General features: G+C 58.1%; 15 protein-coding genes and 1 tRNA gene. 2 read left to right on the top strand and 14 right to left on the bottom strand.

The window, feature by feature from the left end; genetic code table 11:
* Window positions 1–103 precede the first annotated feature (103 nt).
* Window positions 104–703, top strand: a complete 600-nt coding sequence (locus KUF55_RS08020) for a helix-turn-helix domain-containing protein (protein ID WP_218818523.1) — start codon at window positions 104–106, stop codon at window positions 701–703.
* Between the two features lie 50 nt (window positions 704–753).
* Window positions 754–1,158: a nuclear transport factor 2 family protein gene (locus tag KUF55_RS08015; protein WP_132363542.1), complete on the top strand. Its 405-nt coding sequence runs from the start codon at window positions 754–756 to the stop codon at window positions 1,156–1,158.
* 112 nt (window positions 1,159–1,270) lie between these two features.
* On the opposite strand, the gene nrdF is transcribed toward KUF55_RS08015, so the two are convergent.
* The 14 genes from nrdF to KUF55_RS07945 form a co-directional block, all read right to left on the bottom strand.
* Window positions 1,271–2,245: a class 1b ribonucleoside-diphosphate reductase subunit beta gene (gene nrdF, locus KUF55_RS08010; RefSeq protein WP_132363540.1), complete on the bottom strand. Its 975-nt coding sequence runs from the start codon at window positions 2,243–2,245 to the stop codon at window positions 1,271–1,273.
* Between the two features lie 133 nt (window positions 2,246–2,378).
* Window positions 2,379–4,499, bottom strand: a complete 2,121-nt coding sequence (nrdE, locus tag KUF55_RS08005) for a class 1b ribonucleoside-diphosphate reductase subunit alpha (protein WP_132363978.1) — start codon at window positions 4,497–4,499, stop codon at window positions 2,379–2,381.
* A 17-nt stretch (window positions 4,500–4,516) separates the two neighbouring features.
* A complete protein-coding gene (nrdI, locus tag KUF55_RS08000) occupies window positions 4,517–4,999 on the bottom strand; it encodes a class Ib ribonucleoside-diphosphate reductase assembly flavoprotein NrdI (protein WP_132363538.1) in 483 nt (160 codons plus the stop codon).
* Window positions 5,000–5,047: 48 nt separating this feature from the next.
* Window positions 5,048–5,293: a glutaredoxin-like protein NrdH gene (nrdH, locus tag KUF55_RS07995; RefSeq protein WP_132363536.1), complete on the bottom strand. Its 246-nt coding sequence runs from the start codon at window positions 5,291–5,293 to the stop codon at window positions 5,048–5,050.
* Between the two features lie 696 nt (window positions 5,294–5,989).
* Window positions 5,990–6,754 carry a YggS family pyridoxal phosphate-dependent enzyme gene (locus KUF55_RS07990; protein WP_218818522.1) on the bottom strand — a complete coding sequence of 255 codons (765 nt, stop codon included), beginning with the start codon at window positions 6,752–6,754 and terminating at the stop codon, window positions 5,990–5,992.
* A 102-nt stretch (window positions 6,755–6,856) separates the two neighbouring features.
* On the bottom strand, window positions 6,857–7,981 hold the full coding sequence (locus KUF55_RS07985; protein WP_218818521.1) for an NAD(P)/FAD-dependent oxidoreductase: 1,125 nt from the start codon (window positions 7,979–7,981) through the stop codon (window positions 6,857–6,859).
* Between the two features lie 263 nt (window positions 7,982–8,244).
* On the bottom strand, window positions 8,245–8,595 hold the full coding sequence (locus KUF55_RS07980) for a zinc ribbon domain-containing protein YjdM (RefSeq protein WP_132363532.1): 351 nt from the start codon (window positions 8,593–8,595) through the stop codon (window positions 8,245–8,247).
* 229 nt (window positions 8,596–8,824) lie between these two features.
* Window positions 8,825–9,376, bottom strand: coding sequence for a hypothetical protein (locus KUF55_RS07975; protein ID WP_218818520.1), 552 nt, complete (start codon window positions 9,374–9,376; stop codon window positions 8,825–8,827).
* Window positions 9,373–9,978, bottom strand: coding sequence for a hypothetical protein (locus tag KUF55_RS07970; RefSeq protein WP_132363528.1), 606 nt, complete (start codon window positions 9,976–9,978; stop codon window positions 9,373–9,375). Before KUF55_RS07970 ends, KUF55_RS07975 begins: the two co-directional genes overlap by 4 nt.
* 312 nt (window positions 9,979–10,290) lie before the next feature.
* A tRNA-Ala gene (locus KUF55_RS07965) sits at window positions 10,291–10,366 on the bottom strand.
* A 73-nt stretch (window positions 10,367–10,439) separates the two neighbouring features.
* The gene (rsfS, locus tag KUF55_RS07960; protein ID WP_132363526.1) at window positions 10,440–10,853 is read right to left on the bottom strand and encodes a ribosome silencing factor; all 414 of its coding nucleotides are present in this window, start codon (window positions 10,851–10,853) and stop codon (window positions 10,440–10,442) included.
* Window positions 10,854–10,894: 41 nt separating this feature from the next.
* The gene (locus tag KUF55_RS07955) at window positions 10,895–12,547 is read right to left on the bottom strand and encodes a hypothetical protein (RefSeq protein WP_218818519.1); all 1,653 of its coding nucleotides are present in this window, start codon (window positions 12,545–12,547) and stop codon (window positions 10,895–10,897) included.
* A 20-nt stretch (window positions 12,548–12,567) separates the two neighbouring features.
* Complete coding sequence (gene nadD / locus KUF55_RS07950; RefSeq protein ID WP_255557445.1) at window positions 12,568–13,197, bottom strand: nicotinate-nucleotide adenylyltransferase; 630 nt, start codon at window positions 13,195–13,197, stop codon at window positions 12,568–12,570.
* Between the two features lie 4 nt (window positions 13,198–13,201).
* Complete coding sequence (locus KUF55_RS07945; protein ID WP_132363520.1) at window positions 13,202–13,420, bottom strand: hypothetical protein; 219 nt, start codon at window positions 13,418–13,420, stop codon at window positions 13,202–13,204.
* Between the last annotated feature and the right edge of the window lie 3 nt (window positions 13,421–13,423).

The following is a 13,423-nucleotide window of genomic DNA, read 5'->3' as shown; positions in this document are numbered from 1 at the left end:
CTCCAATTGCCTCGCGCGCCAAGCTCCGTGCTTGTGCTCTTCAAGCTTGCACCCGACTAACAAAAGACGGCAAGCATTTTTGCTGATGTGGCAAAATGGACCCATGGATCAGGACATCGATGACACTCTCTCCCGCGTTGGACCCCGCTTGAAAGCGCTGCGTACCGGAAACAATCTGACGCTTCAGGAGCTCTCGGCACTCAGTGGCATCTCACTAAGCACACTCTCGCGTCTGGAATCGGGTCAACGCCGCCCCACCCTCGAGCAACTACTTCCCTTGGCGCGTGCCCACGGGGTTCCCCTCGACGATCTGGTGGGAGCACCACAGACGGGAGACCCTCGCATCCACATCAAGCCCATCGAACGCCACGGCATGACGATCTTGCCGCTGAGCAAGGATTCGGGCGGAGGCCTACAGGCCTTCAAGAACGTACTTCATGCCGGCACTAGTCGCTCGGTTCCCGACCTGCAAGTCCACGAAGGCTACGAGTGGATCTATGTGCTTAAGGGAAAGCTACGACTGTGCCTCGGCGAACATGACATCGTTTTGCCCGCCGGCGAGGCGGCCGAGTTTAATACCCGCACCCCGCACTGGTTCGGGCGGGCTGACGATCATGCCGTGGAATTCCTGACTCTCTTTGGCCCGCAGGGAGAACGAATGCATGTACGCGCCAGGCCAAGCAAGAAGTCAAGCACCAACTAATCACTGCACACAGCATTGCCCGGGCCCCATGCCCAGCCCATAATGATCACATGGAAACTGATAGCCTCACATCATTCCAAGATCTTCTCGATCGGTGGGCCAAAGCGATCGTGGCCAACGATGCACCGCTTATCGGGTCATTCGCCGAGCCGGACTGGGTCATGGTCACGCCGGAAGGAGGCCCTGGGAAACGGGCCGATTTCTTGGCGGCGGTCGAATCTGGACAGCTGAGCCACTCCGAAATGGCCTTTGAGGTCCTTGAGGCGCGTGTCTATGGTGACGTGGCGGTGGTCCTGGCCCATGGCACCAATCAGGGCAGCTGGCGCGGCGTCCCGTTCACCGCCGATGAATGGGTGACAGAAACCTTCATTCGTCGCTCGTCCGGCTGGCTGTGCGCGTTTTCCGCGCTCACTCCGAATTATGCGGCTACCAGCGTAGCGGACTTGGACGCGTAGATATTGCCATCGTCGTGGCAATGGTTCAACCCGGTAGCTGGCAACAGCAAAGGGCGCCAGCTTCCCGTGGTGGGATGCTGACGCCCTTGGGCAGAAGTCGTTAGATCAGGACCTAGAAGTCCCAGTCCTCATCTTCGGTGTTCACTGCCTTGCCAATAACGTATGAGGAACCGGAGCCGGAGAAGAAGTCGTGGTTCTCATCGGCATTCGGGCTCAAGGCCGAAAGGATCGCCGGGTTAACATCGGTGACCGATGCCGGGAACATGGCTTCGTAGCCCAAGTTCATCAGCGCCTTGTTGGCGTTGTAGTGCAAGAACTTCTTGACGTCCTCGGCCAGGCCGACGCCGTCGTAAAGGTCATGCGTGTACTGAACTTCGTTTTCGTAGAGCTCAAACATGAGCTCGAAAGTGTAATCCTTCAGCTCCTGACGGCGCTCTTCGGAAACCTTTTCAAGTCCCTTCTGGAACTTGTAGCCGATGTAGTAACCGTGAACTGCCTCGTCGCGGATGATCAAACGGATCAGGTCTGCGGTGTTTGTCAGCTTGGCGCGGGAAGACCAGTACATCGGCAGGTAGAAGCCGGAGTAGAACAGGAACGACTCGAGCAGCGTCGAGGCGATCTTGCGCTTCAGCGGATCTTCGCCGTAGTAGTAGCTCTCGATGATCTGCGCCTTTTTCTGCAGATTCTCGTTCTCCGTGGACCAGCGGAAGGCCTCGTCGATATCCTTGGTCGAGGCCAGGGTGGAGAAGATCGATGAATAGCTCTTGGCGTGCACCGACTCCATGAAGGCGATGTTGGTGTACACGGCCTCTTCGTGCGGGGTGATCGCATCGGGAATCAGCGAGACCGCGCCGACGGTGCCCTGCAGGGTATCCAGCAGGGTCAATCCAGTGAAGACGCGCATGGTGAGTAGCTTCTCGGCCTCGGTGAGCGTGTTCCACGACTGGACGTCGTTGGACAGCGGAATCTTCTCCGGCAGCCAGAAGTTATTGACCAAGCGGTTCCAAACCTCGACGTCCTTGTCGTCCTGGATACGGTTCCAGTTGATGGCTTCGACATGGCCGGCAAGTTTTAGCTTCTCAGTCATTTCCGTCCCTCTATTTCTTACTCAAGTTTTGGTTAAAGCGGGTGTACGTACGACGACGGGTTCACACCCGTCGTCGTACGTACTCGGTTGCTAGGGTATCGCTACCTTGCAACCTGTGGTGAATCGGCAGCGCTTAGAGTGCGCAGGAAACGCAACCTTCGACTTCGGTTCCCTCAAGTGCCATCTGGCGCAGGCGGATGTAGTAGAGCGTCTTGATGCCCTTGCGCCATGCGTAGATCTGCGCCTTGTTGATGTCACGCGTGGTGGCGGTGTCCTTGAAGAACAGCGTCAGGGACAGGCCCTGATCCACGTGCTGGGTGGCAACCGCATAGGTGTCAATGACCTTTTCGTAACCAATTTCATACGCATCCTGGTAGAACTCCAGGTTGTCGTTGGTCAGGTACGGGGCCGGGTAATAAACCCGTCCGATCTTGCCTTCCTTGCGGATCTCGATCTTCGCAGCCACCGGGTGGATGGAGGAGGTCGAGTTGTTGATGTAGGAAATCGAGCCGGTTGGCGGGACTGCCTGCAGGTTCTGGTTGTAGATGCCGTGCTCCATGACCGAGGCCTTCAGCGCACGCCAGTCGTCCTGAGTCGGGATGTCGATGCCGGCGAAGAGTTCACGCACACGCTCGGTGGCCGGAACCCATTCCTGATCGGTGTACTTCTCGAAGTACTCGCCCGAGGCGTACTTCGAATCGGCAAACCCGTCGAAGGACGTTCCGGTTTCGATGGCCAACTTGTTCGAGGCGCTCAGCGCGTGGAACACGACGGTGTAGAAGTAGATGTTGGTGAAGTCCAACCCTTCTTCCGAACCGTAGTGGATACGCTCGCGAGCCAGGAAACCGTGGAGGTTCATCTGTCCCAAGCCAATGGCGTGAGTCTTCGCGTTGCCCTGGGCAATCGAAGGAACGGAGTTGATGTACGACATGTCCGAGACGGCCGAGAGCGCACGGATGGCGGTTTCGATCGAGGCACCAAGGTTCTTGCCGTCCATCGCCTTGGCGATGTTCATCGAGCCGAGGTTGCAAGAGATGTCCTTGCCCACGGTCTGGTAGCTCAGGTCCTCGTTGTATTCCGAAGCGGTCGACACCTGGAGGATCTCCGAGCACAAGTTGCTCATCGAGATCTTGCCCTTGATGGGGTTGGCTCGGTTTACGGTGTCCTCGAACATGATGTACGGGTAACCGGATTCGAACTGGATCTCTGCCAGAGTCTGGAAGAATTCACGCGCGTTGATCTTGGTCTTCTTGATGCGAGCATCGTCGACCATTTCGTAGTACTTTTCCGAGACGAAGATGTCGCTGAAAGGAACTCCGTAGACCTTCTGGACGTCGTACGGCGAGAAGAGGTACATGTCCTCGTTCTTGCGCGCCAAGTCGAAGGTGATATCCGGAACGACAACGCCCAGGGAAAGGGTCTTGATGCGGATCTTCTCATCAGCGTTTTCACGCTTGGTGTCCAAGAACCGCAGGATGTCCGGGTGGTGGGCGTTCAGGTACACGGCACCGGCACCCTGGCGTGCGCCGAGCTGGTTGGCGTAGGAGAAGCTGTCTTCGAGAAGCTTCATCACGGGGATGACGCCCGAGGACTGGTTCTCGATCTGCTTGATCGGAGCACCGTGTTCGCGGACGTTGGTCAGCGAAAGTGCGACGCCGCCGCCGCGCTTGGAAAGCTGCAGCGAGGAGTTGATGCCACGGGAGATCGATTCCATGTTGTCTTCGATACGAAGCAAGAAGCAGGAAACGAGCTCGCCACGCTGGGCCTTGCCAGCGTTGAGGAACGTGGGGGTGGCCGGCTGGAAGCGGCCCTCAATGATCTCGTCGACTAGGGAGACTGCCATCTCTTCGTTGCCACGAGCCAAGTGCAAGGCAACCATGCAGACACGGTCTTCGTAGCGTTCGAGGTAACGCTTGCCGTCAAAGGTCTTCAAGGTGTACGAGGTGTAGAACTTGAAGGCGCCCAAGAAAGTCTCAAAGCGGAACTTCTTGGCGTAGGCACCGCGGTAGAGATCGCGAATGAAGTTCATGGTGTACTGATCGAGCGTCTCGCGCTCGTAGTACTCATGCTTGACCAGGTACTCGAGCTTCTCATCCAAGTCATGGAAGAACACGGTGTTGTTGTTCACGTGTTCCAGGAAGTACTGGTTGGCTGCGGCGCGGTCGGCCTCGAACTGGATACGACCATCTGCCCCGTACAGGTTCAGCATGGCGTTCAGTTCGTGATAACCCAGTCCCTGAAAAGCTGCCGGCATTTCTTTGGCGTTTTGCTTCATTTCAGGTTCTGCGACTTTCGTGTCCAAAAGACTTCCAATCCTTGGTGAACGCGGGTCACATCTTCTGGTGTGCCCATCAATTCAAATTTATACAGAAGCGGAACGTTGCATTTAGCCGCGATCTTGCGTGCAGCTAAGCAGTATGCCGTTCCAAAGTTTGTGTTTCCGGCGCCGATAACGCCTGCTATCAGATGCCGGTTGCGCGCGTCATTGAGAAACTTGACGACCTGTGGCGGGATGGAACGTTCGCCTTTTTCGCCTCCATAGGTCGGAAGCAATAGCACAAATGGTTCGTCGGCCACGAGATGAGGTTCATGGCTCTTCAACGGAATGCGCGCGCATTCCAGATCCAGCTTCTCTGCAAAGCGGTGGGTATACCCGGAAGCCGAAGAGAAGTAGATCAAATTATTCTTGGTGTGCACTTCCGCCGCAATGGCGTTGTCGTGCACCCGTGATCTTGCCAACGCTGAAGTGGGCATTGCGATCGCCTCTAAATTACTAGAATCGTGAAGGCTTCTGGTGGCTGGTTAGGCGACGGATGCGCTCTGGGCCAGGGCCAGTTCTTCAATCTTGTCTGGGCGGAACCCCGACCAGTGATCGGCGTCGGTGATAACAACCGGTGCCTGCATGTACCCCAGGGCGCGCACACGCTCCAAAGCAGCCGGATCCTGCGAGATGTCTACGCTTTGGTAGACGATGCCCTTTTTATCAAGAGCTCGGTAGGTCGCGTTGCACTGAACGCATGCTGGCTTCGTGTAAACCGTGACGGTCATTTCCGTTGATCCCCTCGTGCAAAAACTTTGTATGTGTTGGTGCTGGCTCCCTATGCCCGCCCCCGAATCCGGGGAAAGCACATGAACTGATTTTTCTCGTTAGCCATGATGCCTAAAAGAGGTGGAGATCGTACTTATTTCCCCATTCAAGGAGTTGGAGCACTAGGTCTCACCAGCTGATTCAATACTACATCTAGTAGGCAATGGGGAGGTAGACCCCAACATGATGTATTACACCCTTGTGGTTTAACTTCCCACTCGTCCACACCCCTTGTGGATAACAGTCCCTCTTTAAACCCCGCGAATCCGGTAAATTCGAAAATCTATCCACAACCTGTGGAGCGTTCGGGCGGCGTTTAAAGATCTGGCGTGTCGTTGAGCACGGCGTGTCGATGGAATTGGCGCCAACCACTAGATGTGGTTCGGCAACTCCTAGGGAAACACTACTGGTGGGGTCGGACAGTTCCCGATTCGGCACTTTCCCGCACAAGGTCGTAGCAAATGGCGAAATGGGGTCATTTGACAAATTTGCCCTGGGACGAGAACTGTTCCCCGCACGGATACAGCTATGGCCGTGCCGATGGACGAAGCACGGTTGGCACGTCGCTTATCCCCTCGATGTGGAGCCGCAAGTCACTGATATTGCGTTTGGCCGCAAGGCCATTGCCCCTCGGTGTTATCCGAGGGGCCTCCGAGTCAATTATTGATGATTGGAAGTTCGCGGGCGCCAAAAATGCCCTGGCCCACGCGAACCACCGTCGAGCCTTCCTCAATGGCAAGCTCGAAGTCACCACTCATGCCCATGGAGAGTTCCTCGATATGCATTCCTGCCGGAGCGCTATCGCGCAGCATGTCGCGCAGCTCCCGAAGGCGCACGAAGCATGCTCGCACCGCATCCTTGTCATCGCTGAACAGTGCCAAGGTCATCAGGCCCTTAACGTGGAGTCGGTCGAATTGCGGGAGCTCCTCGACAAATGCCTGCACGTCGGCCGGAGCGAGCCCCGACTTGCTATCCTCATCGGACGTATTGACCTGAACGAAGACATCTAGCTGACGATCTTCGATCTCAAGACGGTTCTGAAGGGCGGCTGCTTGGCGAACGTTTTCAAGGGCCTGAAATTCGTCGGCAAATTTCGCCACGTACTTCGCCTTGTTCGTTTGTAAGCTTCCGATAACCGAGAACTTCAGACCAGGAATGTCGGCAAGAAGTTCTGCCTTACGAGCAACCTCTTGGACTTTATTTTCTCCGAGGAAATCCATCCCCGCTGCGATCGCCAAACGGAGGCGATCTTCCGGCACTGTCTTGCTGACCGGCAACAGCCGAATCGAAGCGGGGTCACGCCCGGCCTTTCGGGCGGCAACATCGATGCGAGTCTTGATGGAAGCAAGGTTTCGCGCAAAATCCTCTGTGGAGTTGGCGTGCGTGGCGGCCGGGCTGGAAGCGTTCAACGGAAGTGTCATGGCGGGGTAAGAATCTTTCACGAATAGGAACTTCGAAGGCGCGAGCCGATCGCTTTCGAAAGACCGCGCGCCACGGCCAACTTAGCATGTCGGGGCCGCTGCCTACTCGTGATCCCCTGCACTCGTGTTCAAACCAAACGGTGTGTCCGCAGCGGACCCAGCTTCCTTGTACGGATGCAAATGACGAGCCAGGTAGCGAGAATCTCGACCTACTCCCCCGATAATTCCGGACGTTAACCCGTAGAGAAAAGGAATCCCGAGGAATCCGAGCCCAGGAATCTGCGTGCTGTTCCCCCGGCGATGCAGTGGGTAGCCGAGCTCATCAAGCCGCAGTCCATCAATCCACGAATAGTCTGGGCGATACCCGGTAGCCCAAATGATGGTGGATGCCTCGATGGGGGTGCCGTCCTTCGTCGTCAGCTTCCCACCGTGTATTGATTCCACTCGCCCAGCCGTCTGTACTCCGGCCGTTTGAACGTCCTTGACCGAGACTCGGATGAGCGGCGCACCTCGGGTAAAGAATCCCGCGGCGACTTTGCGACCCATGGGCGTCGAGCGAGTCAGCATCCTGTGGACCAGCAGCCAATAGAGCGCTGGTGCAAAGCGGATGAGAGTTCTTGGTACATGAGGCGTGGGGTTTCCACAGAGGGCCACCGGGTGACTGACAACCAATTCACAGGCAATTTGGGCACCAGATGTTCCGAAACCGACCACGGCAACCGGACCATCGGCAACCATGGCAGGATTCCGATACTCGCTCGAATGCAGCTGCCTCGTCTCGGCGGAGATTTGCGCCGCTAGCGCTGGAATTTTGGGACGTTGGTGAACGCCCGTCGCAACAACTACCCGACGGGCCGTGAACGCTCCATCTGCTGTCCGAACCAAGAAACCACCGTCGGTGCTAATCCGCACATCGGTGACGGTTGTTGAGGTCCGAACGGGGACGCCCTTAGCCTTCGCGTAGGTTTCCAGATAATCCGCCACAGCCCCTGCGGTCGGGTAGGAACTTCGATTATCCGGGAACTTGCTGCCAGGTAACGCATCATGAGCCGCGGGAGTGAACAGTTCCAAAGAATCCCAACGCGAACGCCACGAGTTCCCAGGAGCCGGGCCTGCCTCAAGCACGAGAAAATCTTCGCCCCGCTTCACCAATTCGTGAGCCATCGCCAATCCACATTGGCCAGCGCCCACGATGATCGTTGAGAAGTCGAACGTTTGATTTTCCATGACGGCTCCTCGTGTCCAACTTCGGTGCCCCCCTTTCATCAGAATACGCGTGTGCTGATGGGCAGGAGCTTCAATTCAGGGGGAATCGTCATTAGTTCCCGTCCTCATCGTAGAAACACGGCGATTGATCATTTTGACCACCGCCAAAATCTTAATAGAGCAGGGATGGCGATCAACTCCGTCGAAGGTCCCAAGGCAAAAAGAAAGCGCCACCCCTCCGTGTTGGGGAAGGGCGGCGCATAGCTAATGCAGAAGGTAGTTTGTTAGACCTTTTTGACGACCGAAGACTTCAGCTGCATGGGACCAAAGCCATCTACCTTGCAGTCAATATCGTGACCATCGGTGCCGTTGACCAGGCGGATGTTGCGTACCTTGGTGCCGACCTTGATGGACTGGGCTTGCCCCTTGACCTTCAGGTCTTTCACGATGGTGACGGTGTCGCCGTCGTTCAGGACCTTACCAACCGAATCCTTGATGACTTTTTCCTGTGGCTCCTCCACGACATCCGCTTCAGCGGACCACTCATGGGCGCACTCGGGGCACACCAGCAAGGCACCCATTTCGTATGTATAGGGGCTTGAACACTGGGGGCACGATGGCAGAACGTCACTCATAGGCCTCATTCTAGTGGGTTGGGTCTACCCTCTGAGGCCGGAACGCCGTCGGGCCCCAGATTCGGGTCTCCTATGGGTCTAAAACAAGACCGTGCAGGTACCGCATCGACAACCCAGTTCAGGAGCGCGGCTTGGCCGGTAAAGAGTGGGAACGAGAACAGGATGCTAAATGCCAGTCATGATTCATAGAGATTCCACACGCTGCGGCCACGGATTACCAACCGGTGGGCTAGAAACCGATGACTCTGCCGACGCCGACAGCTGCACAAGCCCACAAGACACTGACAAACGTCCCCAGGATGAATTGCTCGGCGGCGGCATGTTGCTTCAGTTCCGAGAATCGACCGAGCCCCTTGACCGCAAGGACCACCGCTAGCCCCTCGGGCCATGAGGCCCAGAGCGTCGAAGCTATAGCAGCACGCTCCAGCAGCCCGATCCACATTCCTCCACGCAGCGGACTCGGCCCCTCATCCTCTGAAGCATTGGGCGCCCCTAATTTACCTTTGAATGCCGCAAGCCTGAACACCGTCTCGGTGACGGGCCCTCCACCTAGTGTTGCCGCGGCAACACTAGCCACGATCACCAGCTCATGCGGGATCGAAGCTGCAGCGGGAAGGTGGCTACCGATAGCCGCGGCGATCCCGGCCAGCGCCAGCACGGAGACAAGCAGGTAGCTGGTGGTCGACTGCTTGAGTGGCCAGCGTAGGCCGGAATCGGCAAAGTAACGTGGGGCGCCCAGGGGAATGACAAGTATCAGCAGTACCCAGGCAATCCAGTTCATGCAGGCCCCCCTTCGTCCATTGTCATCGAATAGCTGTCCAATGCCCGTCCCGCTACGTCCGCGAGCCTAGCGGCCTCGTACCAAAGGCCCGAGGCTAGGCGCGCCGAGACGGCCTGTTGTGAGATCTCAAGGGTGGCGGCGACTTGCCGCTGAGTCAGCCCCTTGGATACCAATATGCCAGCTTCGGCCGACGATTCGGTCCGCCGCGCATTGACCAACGCGAGAATTTGCAATTCGGCCTCGAGCCGTTCGGCTTCGTTTCCGGGGCCAGAGAGCGCCAAGGAGCCACTGGTATTTTTTGCCCGTTCGACCGCATCGCGGGCAAATTCGAAGGCTGGGCCTCTCCCTGCACGGGTTTCCCGAGGCAGCGGAATTTGCACGGAACCGACTCCGATTCCCACACTCCATTCCCCGGTATGTGCAACGTCAAGGGCCAACAAGACGGCGACGGTTCCGTCCTCGAATACCCCTTGAATCTCATCACCCGCGGTTCTTTCAAAACCTCGCGTCGCGTCGTAGTCGCTAGCTAGCCGACTCAGTAAGGATTCAACCTTGTCCGGCCCCGAGCGAGACTTGCGTTGATCAATGGTGATGACAATCATGATACAAAACTACAGCCTTGTATCATTCTGCACAATGTTTAGAGCTTGTATCAATCCATACAAGTTTCAGGCATTGTCGGAAGGTGACGGCAACAGCGATGCCAGCTTCGAGATTCCGAAAGCAACGAAATATCCGCAAACCGACCATCTCGACTTGTCGGCATTCAGCTACGGTCGCTGACGTTCTTCGAGGGCATATTGGCGAGTCAGGGGAATAACCCAGAGCCCGGATGGGCCCCAATTGCGGTTCTGCGTGCGGAAACAGCAAAGGCCCCCGACCGGAGTCGGAGACCTAAGCTATATTCTTAATTTTGGTGGAGGTAAGGGGATTCGAACCCCTGACCTTCTGCATGCCATGCAGACGCGCTACCAACTGCGCCATACCCCCAAATGAGAGCCGCCCTTTCGGGCAACTCAACCATCATAGGCCACACAAAACGTGTGGTGCAAATCGAAGGGTGTTAAAGGACGTCGGGAAGCGTTTCGATGTGCGACATATCGGTGGCCGGCTCGCCGGTGGTCGGCAATTCGATGACCGGGCAGTCGCCCCAGAGGCGCTCAAGAGCGTAGAAGACGCGGTCTTCGTTGTGCTGAACGTGGATGACAACATCCGAGTAGTCCAGCAGAACCCAGCGGCCCTGGCCGCGGCCTTCGCGACGTACCGGGCGCACGTCGAACTTGGCATCAATTTCATCTTCGATCTCATCGACGATGGAGTTGACCTGGCGCTCGGAGGCAGCCGAAGCGATCAGGAAGGCGTCGGTGACACCAAGGCGTTCGGAAACGTCAAGTGCAACCAGGTTCTCTGCCTGCTTTTCTGCCGCGGCGAGGGCGGCAGTCTTGATCATGTTGATGGAATGTTCATGGGCGCTCATAGGGGTTCTCCTTGAGTAATTGGGGGCGTCGCATGTGGACGCTAAATGGAGTTCAGGAACATAATGAGGCCGGCAACAAGCGCCGCACCTCCAACGGACAAAGCCGCGATGACCATCAAATACATGTTGTTGGCACGGCGCATACCCGCGGTCTGCACGTCCAGGGGTTCGAGCCCCTGAGCACGCACGGCACGCACAGGCGGTCCGGCAGGTGCAGTGACAACATTCTCGGCCATGGCATCCCCAGGATCGGGAACTGCCACCGCCTTCGGAGCGGCGGTAGCGGACTTCTCCGCGACCTTCCGCGCCGGTGCTGCTGCGGCAGCTGGTGAAGCGGCTGGTGACGTGGAGTCACGAGCCGGTGCCGGGGCCGGAGTAGCAGCCTTCGGCTTTTGCGCAGGTGTGACCGCCGGGGCTTTCGCAGCCGGGGTCATCGGCTTCGGCGTTGCGGGCGCCGATGCCGGAGTCTTTGCGGCAGGGGCCGCGGGGTTCTTCAGGGAATCAACGATGGTTCCCTGGTCGGTCATCGCCAGGTTGTAACCTCGCGTGAGGGGACCGGAAACACCGGTATTAACCAGTTTCTTCTCGATCTCTTCATCACGCAGGTGGTTCATGGCCCCGGTGAAGGGATCCGAACGACGAGAGCCGGCACGCTGAGTGTTTTCTTCCTCAAGGCGAAGACGCTCGGCGGCACGACGAGAAATGATGGCGGCTCGCGCAGCTAGTTCACGCTGCTGGGCCAGGACCTCAAGATCGACCTCCGCGAGATCTTCTTCGGGGGCCAAGAGCAACGGCTCAATACCCACCGCGCCGCCTGAACGTCGACGCAGGGCCAGTGCCTCTTCAACGCTGAGCCGTGCGGCGGCCGCGTCGGTGGCCGAAGCCGCCGGGTCAACGGCAGGCTTTGCCTCGGGTGACGGTGCAGCATTCTTGGCTTGTTGAGCCGGAATCTGGGCAGCACGCGGTTCGGGCTCGGAATTGCCCGGCTTGGCTGCGTCTTTGGCGGCTCCCAAGGTCTGCAGGCGCATCTGCTTACGCGTCAGCGGGGCTGGATCCTCTGCGGGGGCCGGGTTTTTCACCGAAAGTTCCGATACCTCGGCCTCAAGCCGACGGCGAGTACGCAACGCATCGCGGTCGCGGGCACGCTGCAACGAGGAACGTTCGGTGCGCGTCGATAGCGCGTCAACCTCTCCGGCAGCAGCACGGCGACTGCGCGAAGGGGCTTCTGGATCAGCCTCGACGGCAGCCTCTGACTTCGGCTCTGTCTTGACAACCGGCTTCGCCACCTCAGGCTTCGACTCTGCCTGAACAACTGGTTTGACAGCAACCGGCTTAACCACGGCCGGCTTCGGCTCGACCTTGGCCGCGGGCTTGGCTGCGACGGGTTTTGCAGCAGCTTTGGGTGCCGCGGCTGGCTTCTGCACCGGCGTAGCGGCCGGAGCCTTGGTTTGGGCCTGAGCCTTAGGCGCAGCCGCTGCAGACGTTGCCGGCTTGGCCGGAGCCGCGGGCTTGGTGGGCACCGGCGGTTGGCTCTTGGGCGCGGAAACGGAATTGGTGGCGGCCTTGGGTTTGACGGCAGCGTCTTGCTGATCGCCCAGTGCCGTTGCATCCTTGGCAAGCTGGGCTTCGGCCTCGGCACGTCGCGCCTCCCGCAGGGCACGCCTGCTGAGCGCGGGCCCGGTCTCGTCGCTCATCTTGTCCATTCCCGGCCCGGTTAACCCTGGCCGTTGTTTACTGCGTTGTTCTTGTTGTTATACAGCCTGTACTTGCCGATGTACTGCACCACGCCGTCCGGTACCAAATACCACACCGGATGCCCAGTGCGTACTCGTTCCCGGCAATCCGTCGAGGAGATCGACATCGCGGGAACTTCCATCAACGACACACCGCTGCGATCAAGCACCGGCAACTCGTGACCCGGTCTGGTGACTCCCACAAAATGGGCCAGCGACCACAGTTCCTCGGCGTCCTTCCAACCCAGAATCTGAGCCATCGCGTCGGCGCCGGTGATGAAGAACAATTCGGCGTCCGGACGTTGCGCCCGCAAATCCCGCAGTGTATCGATCGTATAGGTGGGACCCGGACGATCGATATCTACTCGGCTGACGGTGAAACGTGGGTTAGCCGCTGTGGCAATCACCGTCATCAGGTAACGATGTTCGGCCTCGGCGACGTCGCGGTCCGATTTCTGCCACGGTTCCCCGGTGGGAACAAAGACAACCTCATCAAGGTCGAATACCGAAGCAACTTCGCTCGCCGCCACCAAGTGGCCGTGGTGAATTGGATCGAATGTCCCGCCCATCACACCAAGGCGAAATGGGCGGTCCGTTCTTTCGGCCGTCAGACGACTAGTGATGGCCGTGGTTGTTGGTGTGCGTGCGGTGCGTGTCTTCGGCCTCTGCCTTGATCTCGTGGCGGTTGCCAACGTTGGTGTAAGACATGGTGATCAGCAGCAGCAACATGAAGCCCAAGAAGATGCAGCCACCGACGATGATCGCGTGGGTTTGGGTCGACATACCGGTGCTCTCGGATGCCAGAATGGCTGCGTTTAGGGACTGAGTAAACATGTC

It is taken from the genome of Paeniglutamicibacter sp. Y32M11, assembly GCF_019285735.1.
Classification (GTDB): Bacteria; Actinomycetota; Actinomycetes; order Actinomycetales; family Micrococcaceae; genus Paeniglutamicibacter.
The sequence above is the reverse complement of the archived record's forward strand: the minus strand, read 5'-3'. Positions and strand labels throughout refer to the sequence as shown.

Excerpts from the sequence above, each read along its gene's own strand:
- KUF55_RS07975 (WP_218818520.1), bottom strand. The coding sequence starts at position 9,376 with ATGAACTGGATTGCCTGGGTACTGCTGATACTTGTCATTCCCCTGGGC.
- KUF55_RS08020 (WP_218818523.1), top strand. The coding sequence starts at position 104 with ATGGATCAGGACATCGATGACACTCTCTCCCGCGTTGGACCCCGCTTG.
- KUF55_RS07985 (WP_218818521.1), bottom strand. The coding sequence starts at position 7,981 with ATGGAAAATCAAACGTTCGACTTCTCAACGATCATCGTGGGCGCTGGC.
- nrdH (WP_132363536.1), bottom strand. The coding sequence starts at position 5,293 with ATGACCGTCACGGTTTACACGAAGCCAGCATGCGTTCAGTGCAACGCG.
- nrdI (WP_132363538.1), bottom strand. The coding sequence starts at position 4,999 with ATGCCCACTTCAGCGTTGGCAAGATCACGGGTGCACGACAACGCCATT.
- KUF55_RS07970 (WP_132363528.1), bottom strand. The coding sequence starts at position 9,978 with ATGATTGTCATCACCATTGATCAACGCAAGTCTCGCTCGGGGCCGGAC.
- KUF55_RS07990 (WP_218818522.1), bottom strand. The coding sequence starts at position 6,754 with ATGACACTTCCGTTGAACGCTTCCAGCCCGGCCGCCACGCACGCCAAC.
- rsfS (WP_132363526.1), bottom strand. The coding sequence starts at position 10,853 with ATGAGCGCCCATGAACATTCCATCAACATGATCAAGACTGCCGCCCTC.
- KUF55_RS08015 (WP_132363542.1), top strand. The coding sequence starts at position 754 with ATGGAAACTGATAGCCTCACATCATTCCAAGATCTTCTCGATCGGTGG.
- KUF55_RS07980 (WP_132363532.1), bottom strand. The coding sequence starts at position 8,595 with ATGAGTGACGTTCTGCCATCGTGCCCCCAGTGTTCAAGCCCCTATACA.
- KUF55_RS07945 (WP_132363520.1), bottom strand. The coding sequence starts at position 13,420 with ATGTTTACTCAGTCCCTAAACGCAGCCATTCTGGCATCCGAGAGCACC.
- nrdF (WP_132363540.1), bottom strand. The coding sequence starts at position 2,245 with ATGACTGAGAAGCTAAAACTTGCCGGCCATGTCGAAGCCATCAACTGG.
- nrdE (WP_132363978.1), bottom strand. The coding sequence starts at position 4,499 with ATGCCGGCAGCTTTTCAGGGACTGGGTTATCACGAACTGAACGCCATG.
- KUF55_RS07955 (WP_218818519.1), bottom strand. The coding sequence starts at position 12,547 with ATGAGCGACGAGACCGGGCCCGCGCTCAGCAGGCGTGCCCTGCGGGAG.